The sequence below is a fragment of the Paenibacillus spongiae genome (genome assembly GCF_024734895.1).
GTDB lineage: Bacteria > Bacillota > Bacilli > Paenibacillales > Paenibacillaceae > Paenibacillus_Z > Paenibacillus_Z spongiae.
The window spans coordinates 6,755,548-6,781,528 of the sequence record NZ_CP091430.1 but is presented as its reverse complement, the minus strand read 5'-3'; the positions used below and the strand labels follow the sequence as shown (position 1 = coordinate 6,781,528).

Here is a 25,981-nt window from a genome sequence, read left to right as displayed (position 1 = left end):
GTTATGCTTGTAGTTTTGCGTTTAAATGGTTGGTCATCCACAGACAGACTTCCCATAGATCGGCTACCGGCTGGTTCGTGAACGGCAGCGTGTGGAGGTAACCGGGAGGGCCGAATTCAGGCGTGATGGTCGTGATGTCGTATCCTTTGGCTTTACGCTGGTTGACGATTTCCTGCCACCATCCCACATGAGCCTCCAGCTCACGCGCATATTCCGGAGCGCCGGGATGCGGAACCTGCGGTCCTTCCGCATAACCGACGCGGGCATGAATATGAATGGTACGCTCGAATGCGCGGCGAAGATTAGCCTCCTGATCATGAAGGAGGGACTCGCATACGCAGCACCAGTGGCTGAAGTCGGCTGTCAGCTTCAGCTCAGGCAGCTCGTCCAGCAGCTGGGCGGTCGCCCAAGGGGTGAACATGGCCCGGCCCCGATGAGTTTCATGTCCGACCTGAATGCCGGCCTGACGCTCGATTTCAATCGCTCTGGAGAAAAACTTTAGCTGCTCATTGTACGGCATGGAATCCTGCGCGCTGTGGGAATTGATCAGAAGCGGCTGGAATTGAACCGCTCTCTCGACCTGCTGCTCGAAAGATGCCGCATGGTCTTCTCCGCCTGTGAACACCATGGCTACATAGTCGAGATTGTAGCGGGCAAGGAGCTCCTTGAATTGTGCTGTTTCTTCGTCGGAAGGCAGGGGCGATTCAACACCGGCATACCCGGCTTCGGCAATCTTCTTGAACTGCTCCGCCAGCGGCATGCCTTCCATTCCCCAAGTTGCTTTGATTATCTTCGTCTTCATCGTCGGTCCTCCTAGTTAGTAGGGGGGCTAAACCCCCCATTCTTTACGTGCGTCCGCAACGGATTTCGAAGGCGTCTGGCCCCAGGCGTAATGCCCTTTCGGCTTGCGCCCGATCCATCTCTCGTCTACCGGCTCGGAAGCGAGCTGGTAGCGGGTATCGGAGCTGATCCGGTATCGGTTGGTGCTGTTATTAAGCGATGAGTGCATCATATACATGCCAAAAATAATGGCGTCTCCAGCCTGGAAATTCGTCGTTGCCCATTGACCGCCGAACGTATCGACGATTTCGATCGGGTCCTCGGAAAACCAGCCTGTAGCCACGTTGTCGCGGTCGACGTCCATTTCGCCGTAGGTTTGCTTGATTTTGTCGAAATGCTGCGAGCCGAGACACATGGCAAGCGTCCCAAGCTCAAGCGGCGTATCTCCGAACGGCGTCCACATGGTATAGACCTGCTTCGTTCCTCTGCCCATGTACACGACATCGTAGTGAGCGCCGGTGTTGCCGCCGTGAGCGATAGCGCGGGGCCACTTATAATCGTAAGTCATCGAAGGCCCGCCGAGCAGCCGGTCGAAGAAGCTCATGACGGTCGGGTGATTAACGACATCTACGAAACCCGGTAAATCGTCCTTTAGACTTTCCGCGCTTCCTCCCCACATCGCGCTCTTGTTGTCGGCGGAGATGACGCCTTCCTCCAGGGGAGCCTGAGGGTCCAGTCTGCCCATCGCATTCAATTTCAGCAAAAATTGCTCTCTGGCGGCCAGAATCCGCTCCCGGTCGTGGAAGCCGCGGATGAGAAGATATCCCTCTTCCGCCAGACGCGCCCGGAGCGCTTCAGTATCCTCCAATATATCGTTGCTGCTCCGCAATTCGGTGAGGTATTTGCTCCCAAGCTCCAATTCTCTTTTGCCGATCATGACTTTCATGTGCGCTTCTCTCCTCATATAAGTGATGGCCGTGCACCTGATTCATCCTCAGCATAACGGATGCGAAGGAGAGAAGTCGTTAACCATAACCGCACACAATTTACGCAAAACCAGACCGTACCGCTTTGCTTCTTCATGAAGAATACCCTATCAATGATGATATAACCGTTGACGGGTTCTCCATTCGGTAGGGGGACAGCCCTCCAGCTTCTTGAACCAGAGCGAGAAGGAATGAAGCTGGGAGAAGCCGATCAGATCAGCGATCGCTTGCATGCTTTTATCCGAGGAGCTGAGCAGCCACTTGGCCTCCGCAAGCTTGCACGACTGCTGGTACTGCTTGGGCGTCATGCCGTACACTTTATAGAACCGTTTGCGGAACCCGTCTTCCGATAGACCGGCCATATCGGCCAGGGCGGAAATTTGCAGGGGCACCTGCAGATGCTCCCGGATGTAGTCGCCAATATGAGCGACCGAGCGCGCTTGCTGATCGGGATGGCAGTGCTCGTTCAAGAATAGCAGCAGCATCTCGATCCACACGATGTAATTTCGCTCCGGTTCTTTGAGCGGGGCGGAGCGGACACGGAGCCATTCGCGGAACAAGCGTTCATAATGATCCTGATCAAGGCGCGACAAGGCAATGATGCGAGGAGCTCCGCCGATAATTAACCGGTCGAACAATTCCCGGACTCCCGGAGGAAGGCTGTCGATCAGCAGTACCCCGAACCGGACGGGCGTTACCGCATGGAAGGAATGAGGCAGATTGGGCGGGATGAGAATGACATGTCCGGACTCCGCGAGTCGTTCGTCATCGCCCCGGCGGAACCGGCAGGTTCCTTCCAGAATAATCGTGATCTCCGCATCCCGATGGCTCCATTGACTGTCGTCTTCCCAATCTTTGTCATGCGCACCAATAAAGCTTCTAACAACGACCACAGTTTCCCGGACCTCCCCGTTGTCGAACCAGCAGCATCCGGCCCGCGAGAACTTTGCTGAATTCACTATACATTCGATTTATGATTCGTTCAAGCCGGTTCGCCGCGAGGCTATCCTTCGAAAGGCTGCATACAGATCGCATGTGCTTGACAATCGCTTATAGATGTAACTATAATGGTTACAACGGAAGGGTGTTAGAATGCTGCTGGCTCGGGCGCAGGATGCCATGGAGAAAGCGCGGGCATGAGCTAAATTTTTTTGATTTTGTTATAACCGGAATGGTTACAACAAGAATTCCTTTCGTATACAACTTATTGGAGGTATCGGTTATGAAAATCGGAATTATAGGAGCAAGCGGTAAAGCGGGTTCTCTTATTCTTAAGGAAGCGGCGGCCAGAGGCCATGAGTTGACGGCTATCGTGCGGAATGCGGCGAAGCTGGACGCATCGGGCGCAGCGGTCGTGGAGAAAGATATTTTCGATCTGACCTCGCAGGATCTGGATGCCTTCGATGTCATCGTGAATGCGTTCGGGGCGGCTCCCGGTCAGGAGCATCTGCATGTCGAAGCGGGACGGTCGCTAATCGCGGCTCTTCAGGAAGCGCCGAATACCCGGCTGATTGTAGTTGGCGGCGCGGGCAGCCTGTACGTGGATGAAGCGAAGACGACGCGTCTCGTCGACACGCCGGAATTTCCCGATCTATACAAGGCGACGGCAACCAACCAAGGCAAGAACCTGGAAGATCTGCGCAATTCGACGGGCATCAAGTGGACGTTCGTAAGTCCGGCCGCCTTCTTCAATCCGGAGGGGAAACGCACGGGCGCCTACCAAACGGGTAAAGATAATCTGATCGTCAACGCCAAAGGGGAAAGCCACGTCAGCTACGCTGACTACGCCATTGCAATCGTCGACGAAATCGAGCAGCCGAAGCATATCAACGAGCGGTTCACCCTTGTATCCGAGTCCGAATAACGATCAAGCGGCATTCGCCTCCTGTATCTGCAGGATTCGTCTAATGAGTGCCTGAGACGGCGTGCCGAAGATAGCGGCAGCTTACAGCCGGGAGAAACAAGCGTCCATGAATGAATGGGCGCTTCTTTCTAATTCGGATGAGAGAAATTCATTCGCCGCCCAAGAGTCTTCCGCCGGTTCATCAATGCGCAAATTCAAAGGTTGCGGACGCAGACAATGGGGCGTAGAATCGAATGTAAAAGTTCGCAATCAAGGCGGCTATCGGGACAACAAGGAGATTATACAACATGATGCAACGATCGAAGATGCAGACGGGGCTGCTGATCTTATTTTTGGTAATTGTATGGGGCATCAACTGGCCGCTATCGAAGATTGCGCTGGATTACGTACCGCCGGTGCTGTTCTCCGGCATTCGAACGCTGCTCGGGGGATTGCTGCTGCTGCCGGTTGCGCTATCGAAATTCGAAAGATTGCGCCTCAGGGAGACATGGCCGATCTATCTCGTTTCAGCTATGGTGAACGTGGTTCTATACTACGGCCTGCAGACAATCGGGCTGAATCATCTGCCGGCCGGGCTATTCTCGGCGATCGTGTTCCTGCAGCCGGTGCTGGTCGGCATCTTCTCTTGGCTGTGGCTCGGCGAATCGATGAACGGACTCAAGATGACCGGACTCTTGCTCGGCTTCGCCGGGGTCGGCATCATCAGCACCGGAGGGTTGGCCGGACATGTATCCGCGGCGGGGATTTTGCTGGCATTAGGGACGGCGCTCAGCTGGGCGCTGGGAACGATCTATGTTAAGAAGACAGGTCCGCGCGTAGATCCCATCTGGCTCGTCACGCTTCAATTAATGATAGGCGGGCTGCTCATGACCGCTGCAGGCTCCGCTGTGGAGAGTTGGTCCGATATCGACTGGGAGCCGGTCTTCGTGGCCTGCTTGCTCTTCATTGCCGTATTCGTCATCGCGCTCGGCTGGCTGGTCTTCTATAAGCTGATCGATTCCGGCGAGGCGAGCAGGGTCGCATCTTACACCTTCCTCATCCCGCTCGTATCGATTCTGTCGAGCGCGCTCTTCCTCCGCGAATCGGTTACGCTCTCGCTGCTGGCCGGACTTCTCTGCATCCTTGCGAGCATTTATTTGGTGAACCGCCGGGTATAATCGTCGGAAGCCATACCTTTACGGAGATCTTTGGCGTGAGAAGGCTGGCTAAGAAGATCAAGAGGAAGTTCGGACATATGGAGCTCGTGCCCCTAATCGAAGAGCATATGGAATGATCCCGGCGGATAAGATTGTGTAAAGAGGCGCATCCTGACTAAAAAGCCGATTGAAACATTTTTGCGTTGTGCTATAATAAGATCCAACTAATACAACGAACTGCGTTGATGAGGAAAATGTACAGGGCTCTTACGTCCAGAGAGCAGAGGGAAAGCTGAGACCTTTGCCGTAATCCCCTCGTACGATGTCGCCTTCGGAGCAGTTGATTCGAAAGCCGAACCGGTTCATTGGCGAGTAGTTTCAGACGGAGTGGCACACGTTACCGTGCTGCAGGTAAGGAGGCTTCCTTACCTCATGAGGCTGAAGATCGCAAGATCCTCGGCGAATCAGGGTGGTACCGCGAAGATTAACCCCTTTCGTCCCTTGACCCGGCAGTATGCTGCCCGGTCGTGGATGAGAGGGGTTTTGTTGCGTTCTATAACATATACAAACAAGCGATGAAGAGAATCAAGTACAGGGGCTCTTATGTCCAGAGAGCGAAGGGATTGCTGAGACCTTTGCCATAATCCCCTTGTATGGAGTCGTCTCGGAGCTGCTGATCCGAAAGCCGAACCGGTTAAGGCGAGTAGGGTCAGACGGAAGCGGCACACGTTATCGTGCTGCAGGTAAGGAACAAGCTTCCTTGCCTCATGAGGCTGAAGATCGCGAGATCCTCGGCAAATCAGGGTGGTACCGCGAAAATTAACCCCTTTCGTCCCTTAACGGAAAGCAGCATGCTGCCGTTTGTGGATGGAAGGGGTTTTCTGCATGCATAGCGTTCTTCTCCTATTTGGCGAAGGTAATGATAAAAAACGAAAAAAACGAGGTTGAGGGAGGTCTTTAACATGACACAACGGGAACAGATCACGGGATCTGAAGCTCTATTGCGCGGGCTGCTGGCAGAAGGCGTCGAGTGTGTATTCGGGTATCCGGGAGGCAATGTCCTGTACATCTATGACGCAATGGTCGGCAATCCGGATTTCAAGCATATTTTGACCCGTCACGAGCAAGGGGCGATTCATGCGGCCGACGGCTATGCCCGGTCCACGGGAAAAGTAGGCGTGTGCATCGCGACCTCCGGGCCCGGCGCAACCAATCTGGTCACAGGCATTGCAACGGCCCATATGGATTCGGTGCCCATTGTTATTATTACGGGGAATGTCCCTACCGCAGTTATGGGGACGGATGCCTTTCAGGAAGCGGATATCGTAAGCATCACGATGCCGATCACCAAGCACGGCTATCTGGTACGCGATGCCCGCGATCTGCCGCGTATCATCCGGGAGGCGTTCCATATTGCCAATACCGGCAGGAAGGGGCCGGTATTAATCGACATCCCGAAGGATGTCTCCAATCAGCTGCTGGAGGTTCAGCCGCCCCGCCCGATCGAGCTGCGCGGCTATCAGGGAGCTCCGGAGCCGGATCGAACGGAGATCGATAAGCTCCTTCAAGCGATTGCGGAATCGGAGCGTCCGGTCATCATTGCCGGCGGGGGCGTCGTGCACGCGAATGCTTCGGATGAGCTGATTGCCTTTGCCCAGCGAACAAGGATTCCGGTCGCGACGACGCTGATGGGGCTTGGCGGTTTCCCGAGCGCTCATGAGCTTTGGCTCGGAATGCCCGGCATGCATGGAACCTATGCGGCCAATACAGCGATACAGAATGCCGATCTTTTACTGGCGATCGGCTCCCGGTTCGATGACCGGGTGACGATGAGGCTCGACGGCTTCGCCCCGCAAGCGAAGCGGATTGCCCATATCGATATCGATCCGGCCGAGGTTGGCAAGAACGTACACACGGACATGGCTTGTATCGGCGACATCCGAGCCATTCTCGAATATGCGGTCGCGAAGGCCGAGCCGGCGCGGTCGGACAGATGGCTCCAGGCGATCGAGAGCAATAGAAGGGAATATCCGCTGCGCTACAAGGATTCGGAGACGGAGCTGAAGCCCCAATATGTATTGGAGATGATCAGCGACACGACGAAGGGTGAAGCGATCGTGACGACCGACGTCGGCCAGCATCAGATGTGGACGGCACAGTTCTATAAATTCCATCGTCCCCGTTCGTTAATCACCTCCGGAGGGCTGGGCACGATGGGATTCGGGTTCCCTTCCGCCATCGGGGCGCAGGTCGGCAATCCGGACCGGATCGTCGTCTCCATCAACGGCGACGGGGGGATGCAGATGTGCGCGCAGGAATTGGCGATTTGCGCCATCCATCATATTCCGGTCAAGATCGTCGTCATTAACAATCAAGTATTAGGGATGGTCAAACAGTGGCAGGAGCTGATCCATGACAACCGGTTAAGCCATATCGGACTGGCGGGAAGCCCGGACTTTGTCAAGCTGGCCGAAGCCTATGGCGTAAGAGGGCTGCGGGCAGAGACGAAAGCCGAGGCGCGCCAGGTCTGGCAGGAAGCGCTGCAAACGCCGGGCCCCGTTCTGGTGGAGTTCAAAGTGCCGACAGAAGAGAATGTATATCCGATGGTGTTTAGCGGCGATACGCTGGATCAAATGGAAATGGGGGACGCGGAATGAAGAAGCATACATTATCGGTCTTAGTGAATGACCAGCCGGGCGTTCTGCAGCGCGTCGCCGGATTATTCGGCCGGCGCGGGTTCAATATCGACAGCGTTACGGTAGGGAATTGCGAAGAGTCCGGACTTTCGCGAATGGTCATCGTCACCACAGGCGACATGCGGACGCTGGAGCAGATCGAGAAGCAGCTGTATAAGCTGATCGATGTCGTGCGGGTAAGCCATCTTAGCGATCATGCGATGGTAGCCAGGGAGCTTGCCTTAATCAAGGTAAAGGCCGAGTCGTTGAAAAGGCCGGAAATTGTCGGTATAGTCGATGTATTCCGAGCTTCCATTGTGGACATTGGCGAAACCAATATGATCATCCAAGCGGTGGGAGATCTCGATAAAATCAATGCGATCATCGATCTGCTGCGCGCATACGGCATCGTCGAGATGTCTCGAACAGGCACGACCGCGTTGACGCGGGGGACGCAGCGTTAAAGGAAGGAGCATAGCGCATGAGTGCATGCAGTACGTTTACAGATGCGGAATTGTTAGCCAAGACAGGAATTGAGGGCATCGTCAGCAAGGCGCTCGTTGCGGAGAATGCCGCTTCGATTATCCAACCCGGAGACGAGATTAAGAAGGAAGCCAGCATCACGATCTTTACGGACGAAGGCAGGAGCAAATCCGATCATTATGTAATGGAATGCGAGTCTCCGTCCGGTAACCTCTACATTCTCTGTATGGGAGTCGGCAAAGGGAAGGCCTTAATGAACTATGACCCCGATGAGATGCTTTCTTTCCGCGAAGAATGCGAGGACAACGGGATCGGCATCGATCCGGGTAAGCCGCTGCTGGCCTATTCCTATCGAGGGATCGCGCGTATGGAGTAGTAAAGGCTGTTACTTCCGAGCGCTGTTGTTTCCGGATTCCTGTAAACCAACGGGATGACGGTTGGAATCTGGAAACAAAGGCGGAAGGTATACGGTGAAGATAAAATAGCTAAAAAGAAGAGCGACTAATGAGCACTTTCGAAATAGGAGGTGCTTTTTTGTTTGGGCTCGTCTAAGAGCAACGTAATGGAATTGCAGCCGAATAGGGGCGTTTGTTCAAGGTGGCAGTAAGTAATCGTGTAAGAAATCCGTTTGTGCATTATGATAGAGAGGAAGAAGCAGGCGTGAGAAACGTCGAACAGCTCGATGATTTTGACAAAGTGCTCCACGGAGGGAACTTGCGCCAATCATGCGGGAGGTCATTCGCGTTGATTAAGATGCATACCTGTTATGTGAAGGATTTCAATGGGAATTGGGAAATGGCGAAGGTCAAAACGCAATATAACATTATGATCGTCGTAACGAAAGGGAAAATCATCTATTGGATAAACGATGAAACGGTCTTATTACAAAAAGGCGACGTTCTCTTTGTTCCGGCCGGTTCCATCCGTGGTGGGTATTCGATTGAAGGCCATCAGCGTTATGCAACGCATTTCACTATCGACGATATGGATCGGACGCTGCTGCCACTCCTTACTGAGAATCAGTACTGCATGACGTCAATAAGCGGGTTTGAATATTTCAAGCAGCGATTTTTGCTGCTAAAGCATCACTGGCTCATGAGAGGGCCTTATACGGAAACAACCTGTTATGCCATTCTGCTGGAATTGCTGAGCATCATCAATTATGAACGGGACAATTGGAAACTGCCTGCCAAAAAAATCGATATGGCTGAAGATATTAAAAAATATATTTTGGATCATTACAAGGAGTCCGTTTCGTTGAAGGACTTAACCCAATTTACAGGAAGGACGCCAAACCATATCTCTCATCTATTCAAGTCCGTTACAGGACTATCGCCGATCGAATATCTCCATCATGTGCGGGTTTCCAAGGCGAAAGAGCTGATGATGGATAAAATGATGCCGATCAGGGAGGTTGCGGAAGAAACCGGGTTTTGCGATCAGGCCTATTTCAACCGGGTTTTCAAGAAGCTTACAGGTTGTTCCCCCACCGCTTTTTTGAAGGGAAGGACAGATTGACCCTAATCTTGTTAACGCTAACACAATAACCGTTGAATCGTACAAAAGAAAAATAGATCGTTACTCGAAAGCGTCCCCTAAGACCCATTATGATTAAGTCAGGCTCTTAAAACAATCATCTGGAGGGGGATTTTGGGTGAATCCATCATGCTTGCAGTACGCTTTGACGGAAGAAGAGCGCAGGACGTTCAACGAGCAAGGCTATCTGATCATGGAAAACGCATTGTCGCCGGAGCAGGTCGAGATACTGACAGCGCAAGTCGATCGCATTTACGAGAGTAAGATTGAGAATGGACATGACTCGAAAACGGCTTTGTTTTATCCAAATTTCATTCCCGATCATCATTCTTTTCTTGAGCTTGTCGATTATGAGAAGATTCTTCCGAAGGTTTGGGGCATTCTCGGCTGGAATATATATTTGTACCATGCGCATATGATCGCGACGCCGCCATCGGGGCAGGAGAAGAACGACAAAACGTTCGGCTTTCATCAGGACAGCGGGCGTGTGAATATAGAAATGGAATCTCATCCGCGTCCGCGCTTATCGCTAAAAGTCGCTTACTTCTTGTCCGATATTTCGGAGCCGGACCGGGGCAATTTTTGGATTGTACCTGGCAGTCACTTGAAAGACAACCTTGAAATACCGAAGAACCGCGAAGGCCAGCCTGAGGGTGCAATCCCGGTTTGCGTCAAGCCTGGTACGGCGGTTTTCTTTGACAGGCGTCTATGGCATGCAGCATCGCCGAACTGGTCGGACATTACGCGTAAAGTTTTGTTTTACGGCTATGGCTACCGGTGGATTCGCACGAAGGACGATATGACCGTACAGCATCTCTGGGAAAGCAGCGATCCGATTCGACGGCAGATGCTCGGCGCCAGTGTGAACTGCAACGGTCATTATAGTCCGACGGACGCCGATGTGCCTCTGCGAGCATGGCTGAAAGAGCATCAACCGGAGATGGTTGATAAATAAACGTACAGGAGCGAACAAATGACGGTGAATCGAGAATATATCATCGGGTTTATCGGAACAGGCGTCATGGGTAACAGCATGGCGAAGCATTTAATGAAGGCGGGATACTCCGTTATCGTCTATAATCGGACCAAAAGCCGGGCCGAAGAGCTGATGGCACTTGGCGCCGTTTGGATGGATACTGCAGCCCAGATTGCGTCCAGGGCCAATGTAATCATAACGATGGTTGGCTATCCGAAAGATGTGGAAGACGTTTATTTGGGGCAAAATGGGGTTCTGGCTCATGCGCAAGCTGGTTCCTATGTCATCGATATGACGACATCTACGCCGTCGCTGGCCCGGAGAATTTATGCGGAAGCGAAAGAGAAAGGGATCTATGCGCTTGACGCGCCGGTTTCCGGAGGCGATATTGGGGCAAGAGAGGCTAGATTGGCCATTATGGCAGGCGGAGATGAAGACGCATTCGAAGCGATGCTGCCTGTGTTTTCCGTTATCGGCAAAAATATTATCTTACAGGGAGGAGCAGGTTCCGGTCAGCATACCAAGATGTGCAACCAAATTGCGATCGCATCGAATATGATTGGGGTCTGCGAAGCGATGGTATATGCCCAAAGAGCCGGACTTCATCCGGAAACCGTGTTGAAAAGCATTGAAACGGGAGCGGCTGGAAGCTGGTCGCTCAGTAATCTGGCCCCGCGGATGATGAGCGGAGATTTCGAGCCCGGATTCTACGTAAAACACTTTATTAAAGATATGAGGATTGCGCTTGATGCTGCCAAAGAAATGGGAATCCTCACCCCCGGTCTCGATTTGGCTAAATCTTTGTATGATGAGCTTGCAGATAAAGGAGAAGCGGACAGCGGCACTCAAGCTTTATTTAAGCTTCTAAACGGAGAGCTTTCTTGATAACTGCGGTCGGTCACGATCTTTAGGCGATGGCTGGCCATGCTATCCATAAAAGGGCAAGTTCATTACGCTTCAATGACCCTCGTGCTCTCCGTGCGCCGCGGCCATGTTGCATGATGCTAAATCCTAATAGGCATGTGGATCATTGACAGTAAGGCCGCTAATGGGAGCGGCTTTTTTTCTTGACAGGCCGGGCTCCAACGTTATACAGGAGAATTATGTTCGCGGATTAAACTTACAAAAGAAAGGAAGTGGTCCTTCGATGTCGAAAGAAGGGTATACCATCTGCTGAAAAGAGGCTAACAACACGTATGCTGCAAAATTGGAAAAAAATATTGCTTCTAGCCATTCCGTCACTGGTGTCCTTCGCCACCGCTACCGTGACGGGAACGATCAATCTGATTCTGGTGGGCGATCTCGGCTTCCTGATTATCGCAATCGTCGGCGTCTCCAACATTATTATGTACAACGCTTTTGCAATCTTCTCCGGGATCGGTCATACAGTGAATTATCTGGTTGCCCAGAATTTCGGTTCGAACGATATGCAGAAAGGGATCCAGCGGACGTATCTCGCCTTTTATTTATGTCTGATCTTTGCGGTGCTGACCGCCGTCGTGGGCTTGTCGCTCTCCGATGATATCCTGCGGTTGACCGGAGGCTCGGCGGATCTCGTCAGGGAAGGCGCTTATTATCTTGAACTCCGTTTCTTTGCGATGTCCTTCGGGATCATTAACTTTGTGTTCCACGGATTTCTGCGCGGGATCGGGGCGACCCGGCTGTCGATGGTTATCGCACTGATCAGCAATCTGATCATGATCTTTCTGACATACACGCTTACTTTCGGGCATTGGGGTTTTCCTGAACTTGGTCTGACCGGAGCAGGAGCAGCGGTGCTGGTCGGTGAAGCGGTTCAGCTGCTGGTGTGTGTGATCGTCTTTTATTTCGTCCTGCATAAGCGGTTCAACACCCGCCAACTTGTGAAGTTTAACTGGCCGGAAATGAAGCTGCTGCTGCAGGAAAGCGGTAAGCTGGGCGCGCAGGAGTTCTCGCTCAGCTTATCGATGTTCATCTTCACCGCCTTTGTAGCCCGGCTGGGCGATACGGCGCTGGCGGCGAACGAGGTCGCGCTCAGCGTCATGGCGTTCGGCTTCATGCCGGCATTCGCCTTCGGTGCGACCGCCACGATTCTGGTCGGCCAATATGTCGGGCAGGGCAAGGCCTACCTGGGCAGGAGGGCAGGGACGGATACGGCGATCCTGGGAACGATTTTTCTGATCATACTCGGAACGGTAGAGACATTCCTGGCCGAACCGATTGCGCGGTTATATTCCTCCGATCCGGCCGTCTATGAAGTGGCGGCGTTTCTGATTATGATCTCGGCTTATCTGCAAATTTTCGACGGACTGCTGAATTTCTACGCGGGCGGATTGCGAGGCCTCGGGGATACGACATTTTTGCTCAAAATATCGCTTGCCGCCAGCTGGCTGCTGTTCGTGCCGCTTGCCTATATCTTCATCAACGTGTTGGAGTGGGGAAGCGTGGGCGCATGGCTGGCATTATATACGTTCCTTATGTTCATGGGGCTGTCGATCATGATCCGCTTTTACCGGACCGATTGGTCGGCGGTCAAGCTGAAAGAAGCGTCACACGGCTAATGATTCGAAATAGCACGGCCCAGCTGTCCTAGTACATGATTGAGCAGGATACTTAGAATCATGGCCGATAAAGGGGATGAGGTATTATAGAATGGGTAAAAAGAAGGCTGAAAGGAATTATAACTTGTGCCGTGTTACTAGGTGCAGCCGTTTCTTTGTTCCTTTACTTATATCAATTCCCCCAAAAGATCGATCTTGCGTATCCTGCTATGGAATATCGGGCAGGCAAGCCTGAAAGTGCAGAAGCAATAACAATCAAAGTAAAAGGAATGCTAACAAAACCGCTGTTCCGCAAGCAAACCTTCCGCGGCAAAATCATCATTGATAAGTATGAATTCACCAAAACGTATAACTTGATTGATTTAGACTTCAGTCAGTGGAATAACGATTTTTATGATGATAACTTATATTATTATCATGTTGACGTAAACGGATCTCTTGTATCAAGGCCTTTAGGTTCTCTGGTGATTTCGGATCAATTTGCCCAATTGAACATATGGGTAATGGAGAAGATTGGTGAGACCAGTTGGACGGGAAAGGACCTGCATATATCTGCACCTGCTAGAAATTACGAAGAAGCCGTGAAAATTAACGAAGATCTATTTGGATATTAAATCGACGGTATTCTATTCTCCGCAGCCATTCTAGCTGGTGTTAAAATAAAAGCCTCGTGACGTAATCGTCACGAGGCTTTTATTTTATTCGACCCAACGTTGCAAATGTGCTTCCGATTCATTGAATCACACTCACGACAATTCCAGAGATCGCGTCCATACGAATTTGATCGCCATCCTTGATGGTTGTCGTTGCAGTTCGACATCCTACGACGCAAGGAATATTGAACTCTCTGGCTAAAATCGCCGCATGGCAGACGACACCGCCACGATCTGTAATGAGGCCGGAAATCAGATGGGCTACCTCAATAAATTCGGGGGTTGTCATCGTTGTAACAAGAATATCCCCTTTAGCAATTTTATGAAAATGTTCTTTATCCAAAGCGATACAGGCCCGTCCTTGGGCACTTCCTCTAGATGCCGGGGTGCCGCTTATTAAAAATTCCTCTTCAACATTCAAGTTATCATTATGGCGAACTTCTTGCCGTTCATTCAATAAATCGCGAAGCTCTTTGCTCCAAGTGTTGTTTTTGGCCCATTCTCCTTTCTTGATCCTCAGTTCATTTAGCGTTTCCCATACATGCATTTCAAAGATCGCTTGATCGAAACACATAATGAGGTCAAACGGAGCCATTTCATCCAGTCTTCTCAGGGCAAATATATATTTGGCCTTTGAATAAGGCAAATGGTTTGCGAAGAACTCCAATATCTCCCTTGTCGCATTAATGGCTTCGCGCATTTGTGATTCATTTTCAGTTGTACGATCCAGCTGATAGCTGTATATGCGCTGGTAAGCATTCCTTAATATCGGTTTGAAATGTTCAAGTACCTCACCGTAAGCGATTCTGATCTTGTTGAAAATCATCTGCCCCTTTCATTGTTTATGAAACGCAAAAAAAGACCATGGCATCATCTGACCATGGTCTTAGCTTTTCACTGAAAACATGTTCTTTAAGTTAAAAAACATGTCTATCAGCTATTCTTCATGAAAAGCCTATACCGAAAAGATGAGCGAGATGAAACACTTCGTAATCGTTTATTGATCATAGTTTGAATGGTTTTCATCGCACTTCACCTCTTTCCGTATTTTGGTAACTCAAAATTATCACAAGGCATACCTTAAGTCAATGTAGTTGCTTCAATAAAATGGCTGCCGAATGCAGCCGATCTTGATTCCGTTAAATAAAAAATACGGTTAAGGGGATAAGGCGATCATGAGCAATGAGCGACAAGGACAACAGCGGCAGCAGCAATAGCAGCTAATCCAGTATGATTGTAGCTATTGTTTTTATTTGACTGTCGGCTTGCGGCAAGTTAATGCCCAAAATAGGAGGGCTAAAGCACTGACAGCGGCACCAAACAGGCTCACTCCGTTCCAACCTGCGTATGCGTAGATATTGGTCGAAGCGATTGATCCGGTGGCGCTGCCAATGGAATAGAATATCATGTACCCGGCGGTGAGCCGGCTTCGTGCCTCAGGGCGCACGTTAAAGATCAAACTCTGGTTCGTTACATGTATAGCTTGTACCGCCGCGTCAAGAAGGACAATGCCAATGACCAAGACGAACAACGAGTATTCGGTATAACGGATGGGTAACCATGATGCCAACAGCAGAGTCAGCGCAATGCCCGTTGTTCGCTGTCCCAAACCACGATCGGCGTACCGCCCTGCCCGAGCTGCCGCTAATGCTCCAGCAGCGCCGGCGAGACCAAGTGCACCAACAGCGGTATGCGAAAGAGATAGTGGAGGCGAAGTAAGAGGAAGCACCAACGAAGTCCACAACGTACTAAATGCAGTAAATATCAGCAAAGCCAAAATGACGCGGATGCGCAAGACCTTTTCCTGAACAAACAAATTGAACACCGAACGAAGCAGCTGTGGATAGGATAGCGATTCTCTTTCATATTTATAATGGGGGAGTACCCGGTATAAAGCGCCAGACATAATGAGCATCAAAGCTGCAGTGACGAGATAGACCGAACGCCAGCCAGCGAGATCGGTTAATACACCGGCAAATGTTCTTGCGAGCAGAATTCCGATCACTACGCCGCTTGTCACAAAGCCAACTATTCTTCCTCGTTCGGCTTGGGCAGCCAAAGTGGAAGCGAACGATACTAACAACTGTGTCACGACCGCAAGCATACCTACGAAAGCTAAACCAATGAAAAGCATAGTTATCGTGGGAGCAGTACCAACCACAATAAGAGCTAACACGGATAAAAGCATCATACTAATGATAAGCCGACGTTGATTCAGCAGATCGCCGAGCGGTACTAACAGAAATAATCCCAGCGCATAACAAATCTGAGTAACGGTAATGACAATTCCAACGGACGATTGTTCGATGCCGAACTCGTTCGCAAGCGAGTCGAGTAGCGGCTGCGCATAGTAGATACTGGAAACGGCAAGACCGCAGGCGATTGCGAAGAACAGAGCTGCATGGCGCGACATGGAAGGGACGGGGGCTGATTCAGCCCTAACAGCCGCTCCTTGGGAGGCTTCGACTTCCGTACAAGCGCTGGCGATGATTGACGGATTTGCTTCATTTGTTTTAATTTTCACGCTCCATACCCCTTTTTGTACCGATCAATATAATATACCAATCAGTACAAAATGATTTTAAGAAAATATACCTCACGCAAATGTGAGTTGTCAAGATATTCACGATAGTAGAAATTTGGTGAGCTATCAAGGAAAGAGGATGACTTTAACCTTAGTTGAGTTTAGAGTTTATAACTCCATAAACAATCAAATTGACAACATCCCATTCAAAATAATACAATCATATTATACTGAACGTTATGAAATAATGGAGGTCATTTATGGTTCGTCTTCGTGAATTCGATGTGGACAAGGCATTGGACGCTGCCATGCAACTATTTTGGGAGAAGGGGTTCGAAGCGACATCTTTAAGCGATCTGACATCTAAGATGGGCATTCAGCGGCCAAGCATATACGCTGCCTTTGGAGACAAAAAAGAACTATTCGAAGCGGCGCTGCGTAAATATACGCAATCCCACGCTTCCTATGTTCGGGCTAGACTTCAAAACCCATCTGTAAAGGAAGCGTTTCGCTCCTATTTTGAGGGTTGGGTGGAGGCGGAATATGAAGGAGGCTCTAATCGGGGGTGCTTTTGCATCAATACGATGGTGGAGCTTGCCCCTCATGATGAGAAATTTGAAATCCTTACTAGAGAACATCAAATGTATCTTTCCGTCATTTTCCAAGAAAGAATTGAACGAGGTATTCAATCGGGTGAGTTGAAAGCCAATAATAATGCAAAAGCTTTAGCGCAGACATTAGTCGTATCGTTAATCGGACTTGCCGTGTTGATGAAATCGCGTCCGGAACGATCCTTTATTGATAACTCTGTAACGGTCATACTCTCATTGCTTGAATAACGATGATTTTATTGATAATACCCTCAGCTGAAGCCGCGTAAATCGCGGCTTTTTTTAGTAAAGATGCGTTAGTCCTCCCCTCTATGATCGCTAATTACTGTTACGGCCGTTCACACTCCTTGGGACGGAAGGCATCCAGTTTGGGAGCTTGACTCTCCCCTTGACGGGAAGGTTATACTCTGAACAGACAAGAGCAGAATTGAAATGTTCACGCAGGGAGTGTGTCCAATGTTTAAAATCAGCGAGTTTTCAAAGATCAGCCAAGTGTCCATCAAGACACTCCGTTACTACGACCAGTTGAACTTGCTCAAGCCCGTCCACACCGATAAATTCACGGGGTATCGGTATTATTCGGCTGACCAAATGTTTCAACTTCATCGTATTTTGGCCTATAAAGAATTGGGCTTCTCGTTGGATCAGATTCGTCAGATGATGGGCGAGCAAATCCCGCTGGAACAAATCAAAGGGATGTTTAGACTTAAGCAAGCCGAGATCCAGGCCATGTTGGAAATGGAACAGGCTAAACTTGACCGAATCAAGGAACGTCTGTGTACCATCGAGAGCGAAGATAAACGCCAGATGGCGCATGATGTCGTCTTGAAAAAGGTTGAATCTCAACTTGTCCTGTCTTACCGCAAGCGGGCTGCGCTTACCCAAATTCCCGAGCTTTTCCAAGCGCTTGACGATCATGCAGGCAACTCCGGTCTGTCTACGAGGTCCCAGATGGTTCTTTGGCATGGCTGCGAGGAATGCGATGATGATATCGACATTGAAGTGGCTCGTATTGTCACTAGCGATATGCCAAGCCGGTCCCCCTTTACATTAAAACGATTGCCGGAAGTTCCGATGATGGCCACGCTCATCCATCATTGCAATACAACGAGCCCCTGCACCGCGAGTGCGGAATTGGCCGTATGGATCGAACGAAACGGATATCGAATGAAAGAGAATGAGCCGCGACGGGAAATCTGCATACCTCATGAAAAGTCGGGAGACGCAAATTCTTACGTTGCCGAGATTCAGATTGCCGTTGAAAGAGCTTGATGATGATCGCATTAAAAAGGAGATTCAGCTTTGAATAAACATCAAAAGCTTCTGACGATAAACTTATTTGTACTAACCTTCGTTCTGGGGACGAGTGAATTTGTCATTGTTGGGCTGTTAACGGAAGTGTCAACCGACTTAAATATCGCCATTTCAACGGCAGGAACCCTGGTGTCTGCTTTTGCCATAACTTTTGCACTAGCTACACCAATCTTGACGGCTATTTTCAGTCGTTTCTCCAAGTACCCTCTAATGCTTACATTGATCGCCGTGTTTATTGCGGGCAACATTATGACCGCACTATCCGGATCTTACGCACTGCTTCTTGTTTCCAGAATGATTACTGCGGTTGTTACCGGAGTTTTAATCGCACTGGCAATGGCTGTTGCCAGTGAAACAGTAGCTGCCGATCAGAGGGGGACGGTCATTTCAATCATTTTTACGGGTTTTACAATAGCAAGTGTAATCGGGGTACCTCTCGGTACCTATATTGGACAATGGGGCGGTTGGCATATGGCTTTTTGGTTTACCGCTTTATTGGGAATCGTTTCTCTGATCGCAAGCTCGGCAGCAATCCCCAGAGGAATAAAGGGATCACGGAGTTCATTAAGAAAACAAATTGGATTATTAACCAATTCGCGTATTGGAATAGCATTCTTTATTCCGGCGCTAAGCATTGGGGCGACATATACGGTATATACCTATTTAACCCCTCTCCTGCAGGAAGCGCTCTCTGTTCCGGATCCATATATTAGCCTAGTATTTTTGCTTTTCGGTATAATGTCCGTCTTTAGTACGCTTATTGGGGGTAAATTAGCGGCTCGCAACGGGATCCAGAAACTCCGGTATGTATTTCTTATTCAAGCCGGCATTCTCGCATCGATTTATGTTTCTCACAACTCGGTGATTACGGGATTGATCAGCATATCGCTCATTGCCCTTGTCGTTTATACGATGAACGCTACCATGCAATTGTATTTCATTGATTTAGCCCATAAGCATTACCCGGCGGCTAAAGATTTGGCTTCGTCATTAACTCCGGTATCTGTCAATGTAGGGATTGCGCTTGGATCTTCTCTGGGGGGATTTGTCACGACGAATATGAAGCTAATCGATGTTTCCTGGTCCGGAGGGATCGTTGCGATGGCTGCATCCATACTAACCTTTATCAGTTGTCGTTTAGACCGAAAAGCATGGTTTAGTAAAAACAAGGTGTTCCCATCTTAACCATTGGATTCACGCTGGATAAGCTTATCTAAAGAAGTCTGCTTACGGTTCTTTCGTGGACAAACGATCGCACTAGGCCTAGCGGATTCTATGTCCGCATACCGTGTACATGAAGGGGGACTGAACTGGTAACGGACATCAGATGCGCTATTGTTGAATATGGAGCCGAATTGGAGAGGTAACGGACACCAGAGACGTTATTCATGCGAATATCGGAGGGATGTGGTCATTTGGTGCGAATAGCGGACCTGATGTCCGGACAGTGCGTCCAATAAGGTGTTTGTCACAAATAACGGATTCTATGTCCGTATACCGTGTACATGAAGGGGGACTGAACTGGTAACGGACATCAGATGCGCTATTGTTGAATATGGAGCCGAATTGGAGAGGTAACGGACACCAGAGACGTTATTCATGCGAATATCGGAGGAATGTAGTTATTTGGTGCGAATAGCGGACCTGATGTCCGGACGGTGCGTCCAATAAGATGTTTGTACAAATAACGGATTCTATGTCCGCATACCGTGTACATGAAGGGGAACTGAACCTGTAACGGACACCAGAGACGCTATTGTTGAATATGGATCCGAATTGGAGAGGTAACGGACACCAGAGCCGTTATTCATGCGAATATCGGAGGAATGTGGTCATTTGGTGCGAATAGCGGACCTGATGTCCGGACGGTGCGTCCAATAAGGTGTTTGTCACGAATAACGGATTCTATGTCCGTATACCGTGTACATGAAGGGGGACTGAACTGGTAACGGACATCAGATGCGCTATTGTTGAATATGGAGCCGAATTGGAGAGGTAACGGGCACCAGAGACGTTATTCATGCGAATATCGGAGGAATGTGGTCATTTGGTGCGAATAGCGGACCTGATGTCCGGACGGTGCGTCCAATAAGATGTTTGTCACAAATAACGGATTCTATGTCCGTATACCGTGTACATGAAGGGGGACTGAACTTGTAACGGCCAGCAGCTCCATGCGGACAAATCCCGCCGCTTGCCGCACGTCCTTCGGGTTTTTGAACCGCTCGCTCACTTCGCCGACGTGGCCAGATTTGATTATAATCGTATCGATGGCAACGACCATGATCGTCTCCCTTTCGTGTATGATCGCACCTTCTAGTTTAACAAACTTCGGGCGCAACTAGAAACGTCGGGGGGCGACGCTAAGAGATTCCGTCATTGTTCCAATAGAACCCCGATGTCAGCACGAAGCGCTATCCGCAAGTAGTAAGGTCGCAATGGTGAGATCGAATGCCGATTGCGGTTGCTGCAGAAGCTGAAACGCGAAGAAGGCCGAACGATCGTCATGGTCGTACATGATCTCAATCACGCAAGCCGCTTCGCTCAGCATATTGTAGCAATCAAGATTGCCAGACCCTGAAACATAAGAAACGGCAGCGATCAAATCGGCTGCCGTTCTCTATCGATATAAATCGGTGAATATTTTGTTTTTCCTCTTCACCCGGTGAAAAACAAAAAAACGAAGCAGGGCGAATGATTCTGAAGAAGCGTCAGCGTTCGCCTTTGTTTTACGGATTCCAACCCTGTCCAGATTGTTCAAGGAATCCGGAAACAACCGCGATCGGAAGAACATTCGCCCCGCGCAGTTCTTTTATTGAATCCGCCTATTTCCTCCCAGGCACGGCAATCGCATCGATTTCGACCAGCAGGTCGTAGTTCAAATTGCAGTAGATGGTCGTTCTTGCCGGGTAAGGCGCTTGGAAGAAACGGGCATAGATTTCGTTGAATTCCTGGTATAAATGCCGGTCCGATAAATAGACGTTCACTTTAACTACATCTTTCAAATCCATATTGTATGAAAGCAGAACGCTGCGGATGTTCTCCATGGTCGTTACGGTTTGCGATTCGATGTCGGGACCGACGATTTGGCCCGTTACCGGGTCTATTCCCCCTTGTCCGGAAACGTAGAGGGCAGACTCGGTTTCGATTCCTGGAGAAAATGGCAAACCAGTGGGTACTTCCGACGTGTTCGGCTTGTGCATGTGTGTTATCCTCCTACTGATAGATGATCAAGACAATCACTGTCCATAGCTGAAGTCGAGCTCGGGGGTTTCCCGTTTGTTCTTATGGAACAAGGCTTCCATGGACAAATTCGTTAATCCGCTTGACATCAGAATGCGTTCGGCAGGAAAGGGCTCCTGTCCTGAAATAATGAAGGTTTCGATCATGCCGGTCAGCCGGGCAAAGTGCTTCCAGGGCCGATTCGTATCGGTTGCGCTGATCGCTGCCGTGACCGTGCTATCCTGGCCGCGGAAAGCAAATCCCCATTGATCGACGATCGTGCTCTGCTGAATGACGTAGCCTTTGAATCCGTCTCTGTACTCAATCGCGAATAGGATCGTAAGATCGTCCGACTCCCTCGGGTGGACATTCGCTCTGTCTTCATAGAGGGATAGGGTTTGCAGCATCAGATCCTCCGGCCAGTCGCCGCGGTCCATCGACTCCCAGACCGCGGACCCTTGAAGAACGCGGACCGATTTCACGCCCGATTCCCCGCCGGCCCGTTTCTCGGCGAGTGACTGCATCAGCTCTAATCCATGGTAGCCGTACGCCTCGATGGCATCGGAGAAGCTGACGATCAGGAGCTCGCCGGCTTGCTCCAGAAGCTTCGGATCAAAGGAAGGGACGGGCGGAATATGAGGAATCGACGATCCCCCCATGAATGGAATGCCCCGCTGCCGGAGCTGTTCATACATCCAGACCGAATCCTGAATATCATAAGATAAGTGCTTGTCAGAGAAGATCGGGACGACCAGATTCAACTCGTCCATCGTTCGCAGCGTGTCCTCCAGCAGCCGCCGGCGCGGATACATCTTCTGACCCTTCTCATCATCCGGATAATCGCCGTGCTCGCCAATAATGATAATGCCGTCTACCCCGCCGTTATGATAGGGCGTCTTGATCGTTTCTTCAATCGTCGCATAGATGGGGACGTCGCAGCGGGCTGCTTCGGACCGGCTCATATCATTATCCGGCACCTGATCGGTATAGAGGGAGACGACTTCCACCTGAGGGTGATAGTCGAACCCTCCGAACAGCCGACCCAGAATAACGTCCGCATGGGAATTGAAGAAATACTGGGTCACGATGACAGCGACCCGTTTCACATTGCCTTTGGGCATGGGGTTAATGTTGAACATCTTTAATTGCCTCCTTCTGTCATGGCTTGAATGGTTGAGACGAGCCAAGCCGATACGCTGCCTGCAATGACTCCCAAATATCGGCTGCCCAATTCCGCCGTGGCTTTGTTTGGCGCATCGGTATAGCCATCGAAGCCGGTCAACTCCTTATGCTTCCCGATAAAGGTTCCGGCCGGTCCGGAATTGATCCACGGACGGGAGATGTGCGATTCGGCGAAACGTTCGGTGCGGACAAGCTCTGGATGCAGAGCCAGGATAGCGGCCGTTTCGAACCCGCCCGCATGGCCTGGCACCATGCCGACCTCGGCCGCATTGCACGCGGTCAATGCGGAACGGGAGATGCTCCAGTAGGAGGCGGCTGCCGTCCAAACAGGGTACCGGACGGCGAGGTCATTGGCAGTCTGCATCATGATCGGGTCATTGCCGCCATGCGCGTTAAGAAAGATGATTTTCTGAAAGCCGTCGGTGATCAGACTTTCGCCAATGTCCCGCAGCATCTGCAAATAAGTCGCAGAGGTATAAGAGAGCGTACCCCCGAAATTCAGATGATGATGGGAGCAGCCGATCGTGAGTACGGGAGATACGAGGACTGGAACGCTCTCCGCCGCTTGGCGCACGGCTTCAGCCGCAATATGTTCGCAGATCAGGCTGTCGGTGAAGACGGGCAGGTGAGGGCCGTGCTGCTCGGTGGCCGCCAAGGGGACGACAACGGCGGAGCCGCTCCGCGCCTTCTCGGTTATTTCATCTCGGGTATGGTAGTGAAGCCGTATTTGTGTCAAGACATGATCCCTCCGGTTACCGGATACATCGAGCCGGTTACATAGGATGCGGCGTCGGACAGCAGGAAGGCCGCTACTTCGTTAATTTCATTGGGGGTTCCGCTTCTGCCGATCATGCTGATCTTGCTCATAAAATCCAGATGGGCTTGAGAGAGCTGGGCTAATAATTCATCGGACTTGAAATCGCCAGGTACAACCGCGTTGGCTCGAATGCCGTACGGGGCATACTCGAGGGCGGCGATCCGCGTCAGCTGCTCGAGCCCGGCTTTCCCTGCGCCATAACCCGCATTGCCCGAGCGGAGGATGCTGCCTCCCAGCACGGAGGAGGTACTGACGATCGAACCGCCGCCGGATGGGATCATGAGCGCAGCGGCATACTTCATGACCAGAAACGTGCTGGTGAGTGTCCCGGCGATGCAATCCTCCCAATCCTCCAGGGATTGATCGGCGATCAAGCCTACTTTGTTGACATAGGCATTATGGTAGGAGCCGTTCAATCTTCCGAAGGCCCGTTCAACTGAAGCGACGGCTTCGCGGACATCGGCCTCAACCCGCATATCGCTTTGTACGAACATCAATCGGTCGCCACCGTATTGTTCCGTCAATGATTCCAGCTCGGCAAAATCGGATGCAGGCCGGATATCGCACGCTGCGATTAGCGCGCCTCTTTCCAAGAACAGCTTTACGGCCGCGCTTCCGGCAGCTCCTAAGGCACCCGTAATGAAGATGACCTTATTATCCAGTTGTAATGCTCCCATATTGTACACTCCCAACATTCGTATTAGGGACGGACAGCGCAGCGGTTTGTGCTCCAATTATTCGTTGAACGGATATCCGACCGGTAACTTGCACGTCTTGCACCTTAACCTTTAAGACCGCCTAGTGTTGCGCCTTCGGCAATTTGCCTCTGGAAGATGACATAGATAACGACGGTCGGAATCATCGCGATCGTCACGCCGGCGAACAGCGTCACCCAGTCGGCTTTGTATTGCATGATTTGATTGGCGTGGTACATGGCGACGCCAATCGTATATTTCGAGGAGTCGCTGAGATAAATGAACGGCCCCAGGAAAGCATTATACAAACCGAGGAATTTAAAGATGGCCACCGTCACGATGCCTGGCGTGGACAGCGGGAGGATGATGCGCATGAAGACCTGGAACAAGGATGCGCCGTCGATATAGGCGCTTTCTTCCATTTCCTTCGGAAGCGACTGCATAAACCCGCCAAGCAGCATGAGGAAGAAGACGCTTTCGCCGAAGCTGTCCAATATAATAAGGCCAGTCAGGCTGTTGGTCAGGTTCAGATCGCGCATCAATACGTACTGCGGGACGAGCGCGTTGATGCCCGGCAGGAAGAGCGAGAGCATAATCGAACCCCAGATGAAATTGCGTCCGCGGAATTGAAGACGCGTCAGCGTGTAGGCGCTAAGTGCCGTGAGGAACGTCCCCAAGACCAAGCTGGTACCGACATAGTACAGCGTATTAAGCAGCGTCGAGCCCAAGTGGTACGATTCCCATGCTTTCTTATAGTTCTCGAACATCGGCTTTTCCGGCAGTGCCCAGACATTGGCGAAAAACTCCTTGTTCGTTTTCAAAGATTCCAGCACGATCCACAGCAGCGGGAAGATAACCGATAACGCGCACAGTAACATGATGAACCGCCAAACAATATCGATAAAGGTGCGTTTGTTTGTATCCAAGGTTGGCCTCCTTCCTTAATGAGTTGACTAGAATTCGGCGTGATCTTTCGGGCTGAATCTGTCGATCAGCAGCTTCGCGACGACCAGGACTACAAACAGGAACATGCCGATGGCCGATGCATAGCCGTAGTTGTGGGAGCTCTTGCCGAAAGCCATGTTAAACATATACAAGCCGATGACTTCCGTGGAGCCGGCCGGTCCGCCATTGGTCATGATCAGCATGATTTCGAACCCTTTGAATACGCCGAGGACGAGAAACAGCGTACTGATCCGCACGATCGGGCTGATCAACGGAATCGTTATTTTACGCAAACGGGTCATGTGGGTGGCCCCGTCGAGAATGGCAGCTTCGTAAAGGGAATGCGGGATCGACTTCATCGCATTCATGAAGATGACGACATAGAATCCGACGCCCGCCCAAATCAAGGGCGGCAGAAGCGCCCAGAGCGCCGTGCGTTTGGAGCCCAGCCAGTAGAAGTCATTGTTGTCGATGCCCAGCAGATTCAATATGGCATTCAACATCCCGTTGCTGCCGTCATATATAAAGGACCACATCAACGCGATGACGATAACGGCCAGAACATTCGGCAAGAAATAAATCACTTTATAGAAATTGGATTCCGCATAGCCTTTCACATTGATCAGATAGGCAAGAAAGATCGATGGGATAATCGTCAGCAGGGGAACCGTAGCCATGAGCAGCAGGTTATGGCCGAGCGCTCTCCAGACGTAAGGGTCTTGAAACAAATACACGTAATTATCGAACCAGACAAACTTCGGATCGGTAATGCCATTCCATTCCAAAAGGGAGTAATAAGCCGACATGATGTTCGGATACAAGGTGAATAGCAGATATCCACAGTAACTGGGGCCTAACGCCAGCACAACGAAGAGGGTCATCTGAACCTTTCTTTTGCTTAGCGATGACACCTTCTTGGGTGCGGCGGGCACACTAGCTCCGACTTGGGCCATACACCGACCTCCTTCCGCGATTTCGCTGCACATGTTGGAACGAAAGGGGAGGGACTTGTTCCCTCCCGCATTCATCAGGTGTTTCTAAA

At 50.8% G+C, this 25,981-nt stretch carries 25 protein-coding genes, 1 pseudogene and 1 other annotated feature; of the genes and pseudogenes, 14 read left to right on the top strand and 12 right to left on the bottom strand.

From position 1 onward, the window contains the following. Position 1: 1 nt before the first annotated feature. The 3 genes from L1F29_RS30460 to L1F29_RS30450 all read right to left on the bottom strand — a co-directional run bounded on the left by L1F29_RS30460 (position 2) and on the right by L1F29_RS30450 (position 2,659). Complete coding sequence (locus L1F29_RS30460; protein WP_258385756.1) at positions 2-802, bottom strand: sugar phosphate isomerase/epimerase family protein; 801 nt, start codon at positions 800-802, stop codon at positions 2-4. A gap of 27 nt (positions 803-829) precedes the next feature. Then, positions 830-1,726: a phytanoyl-CoA dioxygenase family protein gene (locus L1F29_RS30455; protein ID WP_258385755.1), complete on the bottom strand. Its 897-nt coding sequence runs from the start codon at positions 1,724-1,726 to the stop codon at positions 830-832. A 150-nt stretch (positions 1,727-1,876) separates the two neighbouring features. After that, positions 1,877-2,659, bottom strand: coding sequence for a helix-turn-helix domain-containing protein (locus L1F29_RS30450; RefSeq protein WP_258385754.1), 783 nt, complete (start codon positions 2,657-2,659; stop codon positions 1,877-1,879). Positions 2,660-2,988: 329 nt separating this feature from the next. Here L1F29_RS30450 and L1F29_RS30445 point away from each other — a divergent pair, with 329 nt between their 5' ends. The 10 genes from L1F29_RS30445 to L1F29_RS30400 all read left to right on the top strand — a co-directional run bounded on the left by L1F29_RS30445 (position 2,989) and on the right by L1F29_RS30400 (position 13,590). Then, positions 2,989-3,630: an NAD(P)-dependent oxidoreductase gene (locus tag L1F29_RS30445; protein ID WP_258385753.1), complete on the top strand. Its 642-nt coding sequence runs from the start codon at positions 2,989-2,991 to the stop codon at positions 3,628-3,630. A gap of 287 nt (positions 3,631-3,917) precedes the next feature. Beyond that, the gene (locus L1F29_RS30440; RefSeq protein WP_258385752.1) at positions 3,918-4,787 is read left to right on the top strand and encodes a DMT family transporter; all 870 of its coding nucleotides are present in this window, start codon (positions 3,918-3,920) and stop codon (positions 4,785-4,787) included. A gap of 545 nt (positions 4,788-5,332) precedes the next feature. After that, positions 5,333-5,606, top strand: a binding site (T-box leader). Between the two features lie 122 nt (positions 5,607-5,728). Next, positions 5,729-7,423: a biosynthetic-type acetolactate synthase large subunit gene (gene ilvB / locus L1F29_RS30435; RefSeq protein WP_258385751.1), complete on the top strand. Its 1,695-nt coding sequence runs from the start codon at positions 5,729-5,731 to the stop codon at positions 7,421-7,423. Further along, on the top strand, positions 7,420-7,905 hold the full coding sequence (gene ilvN, locus L1F29_RS30430; protein WP_258385750.1) for an acetolactate synthase small subunit: 486 nt from the start codon (positions 7,420-7,422) through the stop codon (positions 7,903-7,905). Before ilvB ends, ilvN begins: the two co-directional genes overlap by 4 nt. A 17-nt stretch (positions 7,906-7,922) precedes the next feature. Beyond that, positions 7,923-8,300, top strand: a complete 378-nt coding sequence (locus tag L1F29_RS30425) for a hypothetical protein (RefSeq protein ID WP_258385749.1) — start codon at positions 7,923-7,925, stop codon at positions 8,298-8,300. Positions 8,301-8,677: 377 nt separating this feature from the next. After that, a complete protein-coding gene (locus tag L1F29_RS30420) occupies positions 8,678-9,442 on the top strand; it encodes an AraC family transcriptional regulator (protein WP_258389860.1) in 765 nt (254 codons plus the stop codon). A gap of 136 nt (positions 9,443-9,578) precedes the next feature. Beyond that, positions 9,579-10,415 (top strand): phytanoyl-CoA dioxygenase family protein, encoded by an 837-nt coding sequence (locus L1F29_RS30415; protein WP_258385748.1) that lies wholly within the window; start codon positions 9,579-9,581, stop codon positions 10,413-10,415. Between the two features lie 18 nt (positions 10,416-10,433). Next, the gene (locus L1F29_RS30410) at positions 10,434-11,321 is read left to right on the top strand and encodes an NAD(P)-dependent oxidoreductase (RefSeq protein WP_258385747.1); all 888 of its coding nucleotides are present in this window, start codon (positions 10,434-10,436) and stop codon (positions 11,319-11,321) included. Positions 11,322-11,632: 311 nt separating this feature from the next. Then, entirely contained in the window at positions 11,633-12,976 is a 1,344-nt protein-coding gene (locus tag L1F29_RS30405) for an MATE family efflux transporter (RefSeq protein ID WP_258385746.1), read from the top strand. Between the two features lie 131 nt (positions 12,977-13,107). Further along, entirely contained in the window at positions 13,108-13,590 is a 483-nt protein-coding gene (locus L1F29_RS30400; protein WP_258385745.1) for a hypothetical protein, read from the top strand. A gap of 118 nt (positions 13,591-13,708) precedes the next feature. Here L1F29_RS30400 and L1F29_RS30395 read toward each other — a convergent pair whose 3' ends face one another. After that, entirely contained in the window at positions 13,709-14,455 is a 747-nt protein-coding gene (locus L1F29_RS30395; protein ID WP_258385744.1) for a PEP-utilizing enzyme, read from the bottom strand. A 423-nt stretch (positions 14,456-14,878) separates the two neighbouring features. Further along, positions 14,879-16,042, bottom strand: coding sequence for an MFS transporter (locus L1F29_RS30390; protein ID WP_258389859.1), 1,164 nt, complete (start codon positions 16,040-16,042; stop codon positions 14,879-14,881). A gap of 371 nt (positions 16,043-16,413) precedes the next feature. Between L1F29_RS30390 and L1F29_RS30385 the strand changes: the two genes are divergently transcribed. The 3 genes from L1F29_RS30385 (at position 16,414) to L1F29_RS30375 (ending at position 19,263) form a co-directional block, all read left to right on the top strand. After that, the gene (locus L1F29_RS30385) at positions 16,414-16,992 is read left to right on the top strand and encodes a TetR/AcrR family transcriptional regulator (RefSeq protein ID WP_258385743.1); all 579 of its coding nucleotides are present in this window, start codon (positions 16,414-16,416) and stop codon (positions 16,990-16,992) included. A gap of 228 nt (positions 16,993-17,220) precedes the next feature. Then, positions 17,221-18,036, top strand: coding sequence for a MerR family transcriptional regulator (locus L1F29_RS30380; protein ID WP_258385742.1), 816 nt, complete (start codon positions 17,221-17,223; stop codon positions 18,034-18,036). 30 nt (positions 18,037-18,066) lie between these two features. After that, entirely contained in the window at positions 18,067-19,263 is a 1,197-nt protein-coding gene (locus L1F29_RS30375; protein ID WP_258385741.1) for an MFS transporter, read from the top strand. 931 nt (positions 19,264-20,194) lie between these two features. On the opposite strand, the gene L1F29_RS30370 is transcribed toward L1F29_RS30375, so the two are convergent. Further along, on the bottom strand, positions 20,195-20,362 hold the full coding sequence (locus L1F29_RS30370; protein WP_258385740.1) for a hypothetical protein: 168 nt from the start codon (positions 20,360-20,362) through the stop codon (positions 20,195-20,197). A 174-nt stretch (positions 20,363-20,536) separates the two neighbouring features. Between L1F29_RS30370 and fecE the strand changes: the two are divergent. Continuing rightward, positions 20,537-20,653 (top strand): annotated as a pseudogene (gene fecE, locus L1F29_RS30365) (Fe(3+) dicitrate ABC transporter ATP-binding protein FecE); the annotation flags it as partial. A 250-nt stretch (positions 20,654-20,903) separates the two neighbouring features. On the opposite strand, the gene L1F29_RS30360 reads toward fecE, so the two are convergent. The 6 genes from L1F29_RS30360 to L1F29_RS30335 all read right to left on the bottom strand — a co-directional run bounded on the left by L1F29_RS30360 (position 20,904) and on the right by L1F29_RS30335 (position 25,892). Then, entirely contained in the window at positions 20,904-21,281 is a 378-nt protein-coding gene (locus L1F29_RS30360; protein ID WP_258385739.1) for a RidA family protein, read from the bottom strand. Positions 21,282-21,317: 36 nt separating this feature from the next. Further along, positions 21,318-22,439 carry a hypothetical protein gene (locus L1F29_RS30355; protein ID WP_258385738.1) on the bottom strand — a complete coding sequence of 374 codons (1,122 nt, stop codon included), beginning with the start codon at positions 22,437-22,439 and terminating at the stop codon, positions 21,318-21,320. Between the two features lie 2 nt (positions 22,440-22,441). After that, positions 22,442-23,218, bottom strand: a complete 777-nt coding sequence (locus L1F29_RS30350; protein ID WP_258385737.1) for a creatininase family protein — start codon at positions 23,216-23,218, stop codon at positions 22,442-22,444. Then, positions 23,215-23,976, bottom strand: a complete 762-nt coding sequence (locus L1F29_RS30345; protein ID WP_258385736.1) for an SDR family NAD(P)-dependent oxidoreductase — start codon at positions 23,974-23,976, stop codon at positions 23,215-23,217. The genes L1F29_RS30350 and L1F29_RS30345 overlap by 4 nt, the downstream gene beginning before the upstream one ends. A 104-nt stretch (positions 23,977-24,080) precedes the next feature. Continuing rightward, positions 24,081-24,920, bottom strand: coding sequence for a carbohydrate ABC transporter permease (locus L1F29_RS30340; RefSeq protein WP_258385735.1), 840 nt, complete (start codon positions 24,918-24,920; stop codon positions 24,081-24,083). Positions 24,921-24,947: 27 nt separating this feature from the next. Then, complete coding sequence (locus tag L1F29_RS30335; protein ID WP_258385734.1) at positions 24,948-25,892, bottom strand: carbohydrate ABC transporter permease; 945 nt, start codon at positions 25,890-25,892, stop codon at positions 24,948-24,950. Positions 25,893-25,981: the final 89 nt, after the last annotated feature.

Coding starts and splice junctions, on each gene's coding strand:
- L1F29_RS30445 (WP_258385753.1), top strand. CDS start 2,989: ATGAAAATCGGAATTATAGGAGCAAGCGGTAAAGCGGGTTCTCTTATT.
- L1F29_RS30460 (WP_258385756.1), bottom strand. CDS start 802: ATGAAGACGAAGATAATCAAAGCAACTTGGGGAATGGAAGGCATGCCG.
- L1F29_RS30360 (WP_258385739.1), bottom strand. CDS start 21,281: ATGCACAAGCCGAACACGTCGGAAGTACCCACTGGTTTGCCATTTTCT.
- L1F29_RS30410 (WP_258385747.1), top strand. CDS start 10,434: ATGACGGTGAATCGAGAATATATCATCGGGTTTATCGGAACAGGCGTC.
- L1F29_RS30370 (WP_258385740.1), bottom strand. CDS start 20,362: ATGGTCGTTGCCATCGATACGATTATAATCAAATCTGGCCACGTCGGC.
- L1F29_RS30380 (WP_258385742.1), top strand. CDS start 17,221: ATGTTTAAAATCAGCGAGTTTTCAAAGATCAGCCAAGTGTCCATCAAG.
- L1F29_RS30455 (WP_258385755.1), bottom strand. CDS start 1,726: ATGAAAGTCATGATCGGCAAAAGAGAATTGGAGCTTGGGAGCAAATAC.
- L1F29_RS30405 (WP_258385746.1), top strand. CDS start 11,633: ATGCTGCAAAATTGGAAAAAAATATTGCTTCTAGCCATTCCGTCACTG.
- L1F29_RS30355 (WP_258385738.1), bottom strand. CDS start 22,439: ATGTTCAACATTAACCCCATGCCCAAAGGCAATGTGAAACGGGTCGCT.
- ilvN (WP_258385750.1), top strand. CDS start 7,420: ATGAAGAAGCATACATTATCGGTCTTAGTGAATGACCAGCCGGGCGTT.
- L1F29_RS30335 (WP_258385734.1), bottom strand. CDS start 25,892: ATGGCCCAAGTCGGAGCTAGTGTGCCCGCCGCACCCAAGAAGGTGTCA.
- L1F29_RS30440 (WP_258385752.1), top strand. CDS start 3,918: ATGATGCAACGATCGAAGATGCAGACGGGGCTGCTGATCTTATTTTTG.
- ilvB (WP_258385751.1), top strand. CDS start 5,729: ATGACACAACGGGAACAGATCACGGGATCTGAAGCTCTATTGCGCGGG.
- L1F29_RS30420 (WP_258389860.1), top strand. CDS start 8,678: ATGCATACCTGTTATGTGAAGGATTTCAATGGGAATTGGGAAATGGCG.
- L1F29_RS30345 (WP_258385736.1), bottom strand. CDS start 23,976: ATGGGAGCATTACAACTGGATAATAAGGTCATCTTCATTACGGGTGCC.
- L1F29_RS30390 (WP_258389859.1), bottom strand. CDS start 16,042: ATGTCGCGCCATGCAGCTCTGTTCTTCGCAATCGCCTGCGGTCTTGCC.
- L1F29_RS30425 (WP_258385749.1), top strand. CDS start 7,923: ATGAGTGCATGCAGTACGTTTACAGATGCGGAATTGTTAGCCAAGACA.
- L1F29_RS30395 (WP_258385744.1), bottom strand. CDS start 14,455: ATGATTTTCAACAAGATCAGAATCGCTTACGGTGAGGTACTTGAACAT.
- L1F29_RS30385 (WP_258385743.1), top strand. CDS start 16,414: ATGGTTCGTCTTCGTGAATTCGATGTGGACAAGGCATTGGACGCTGCC.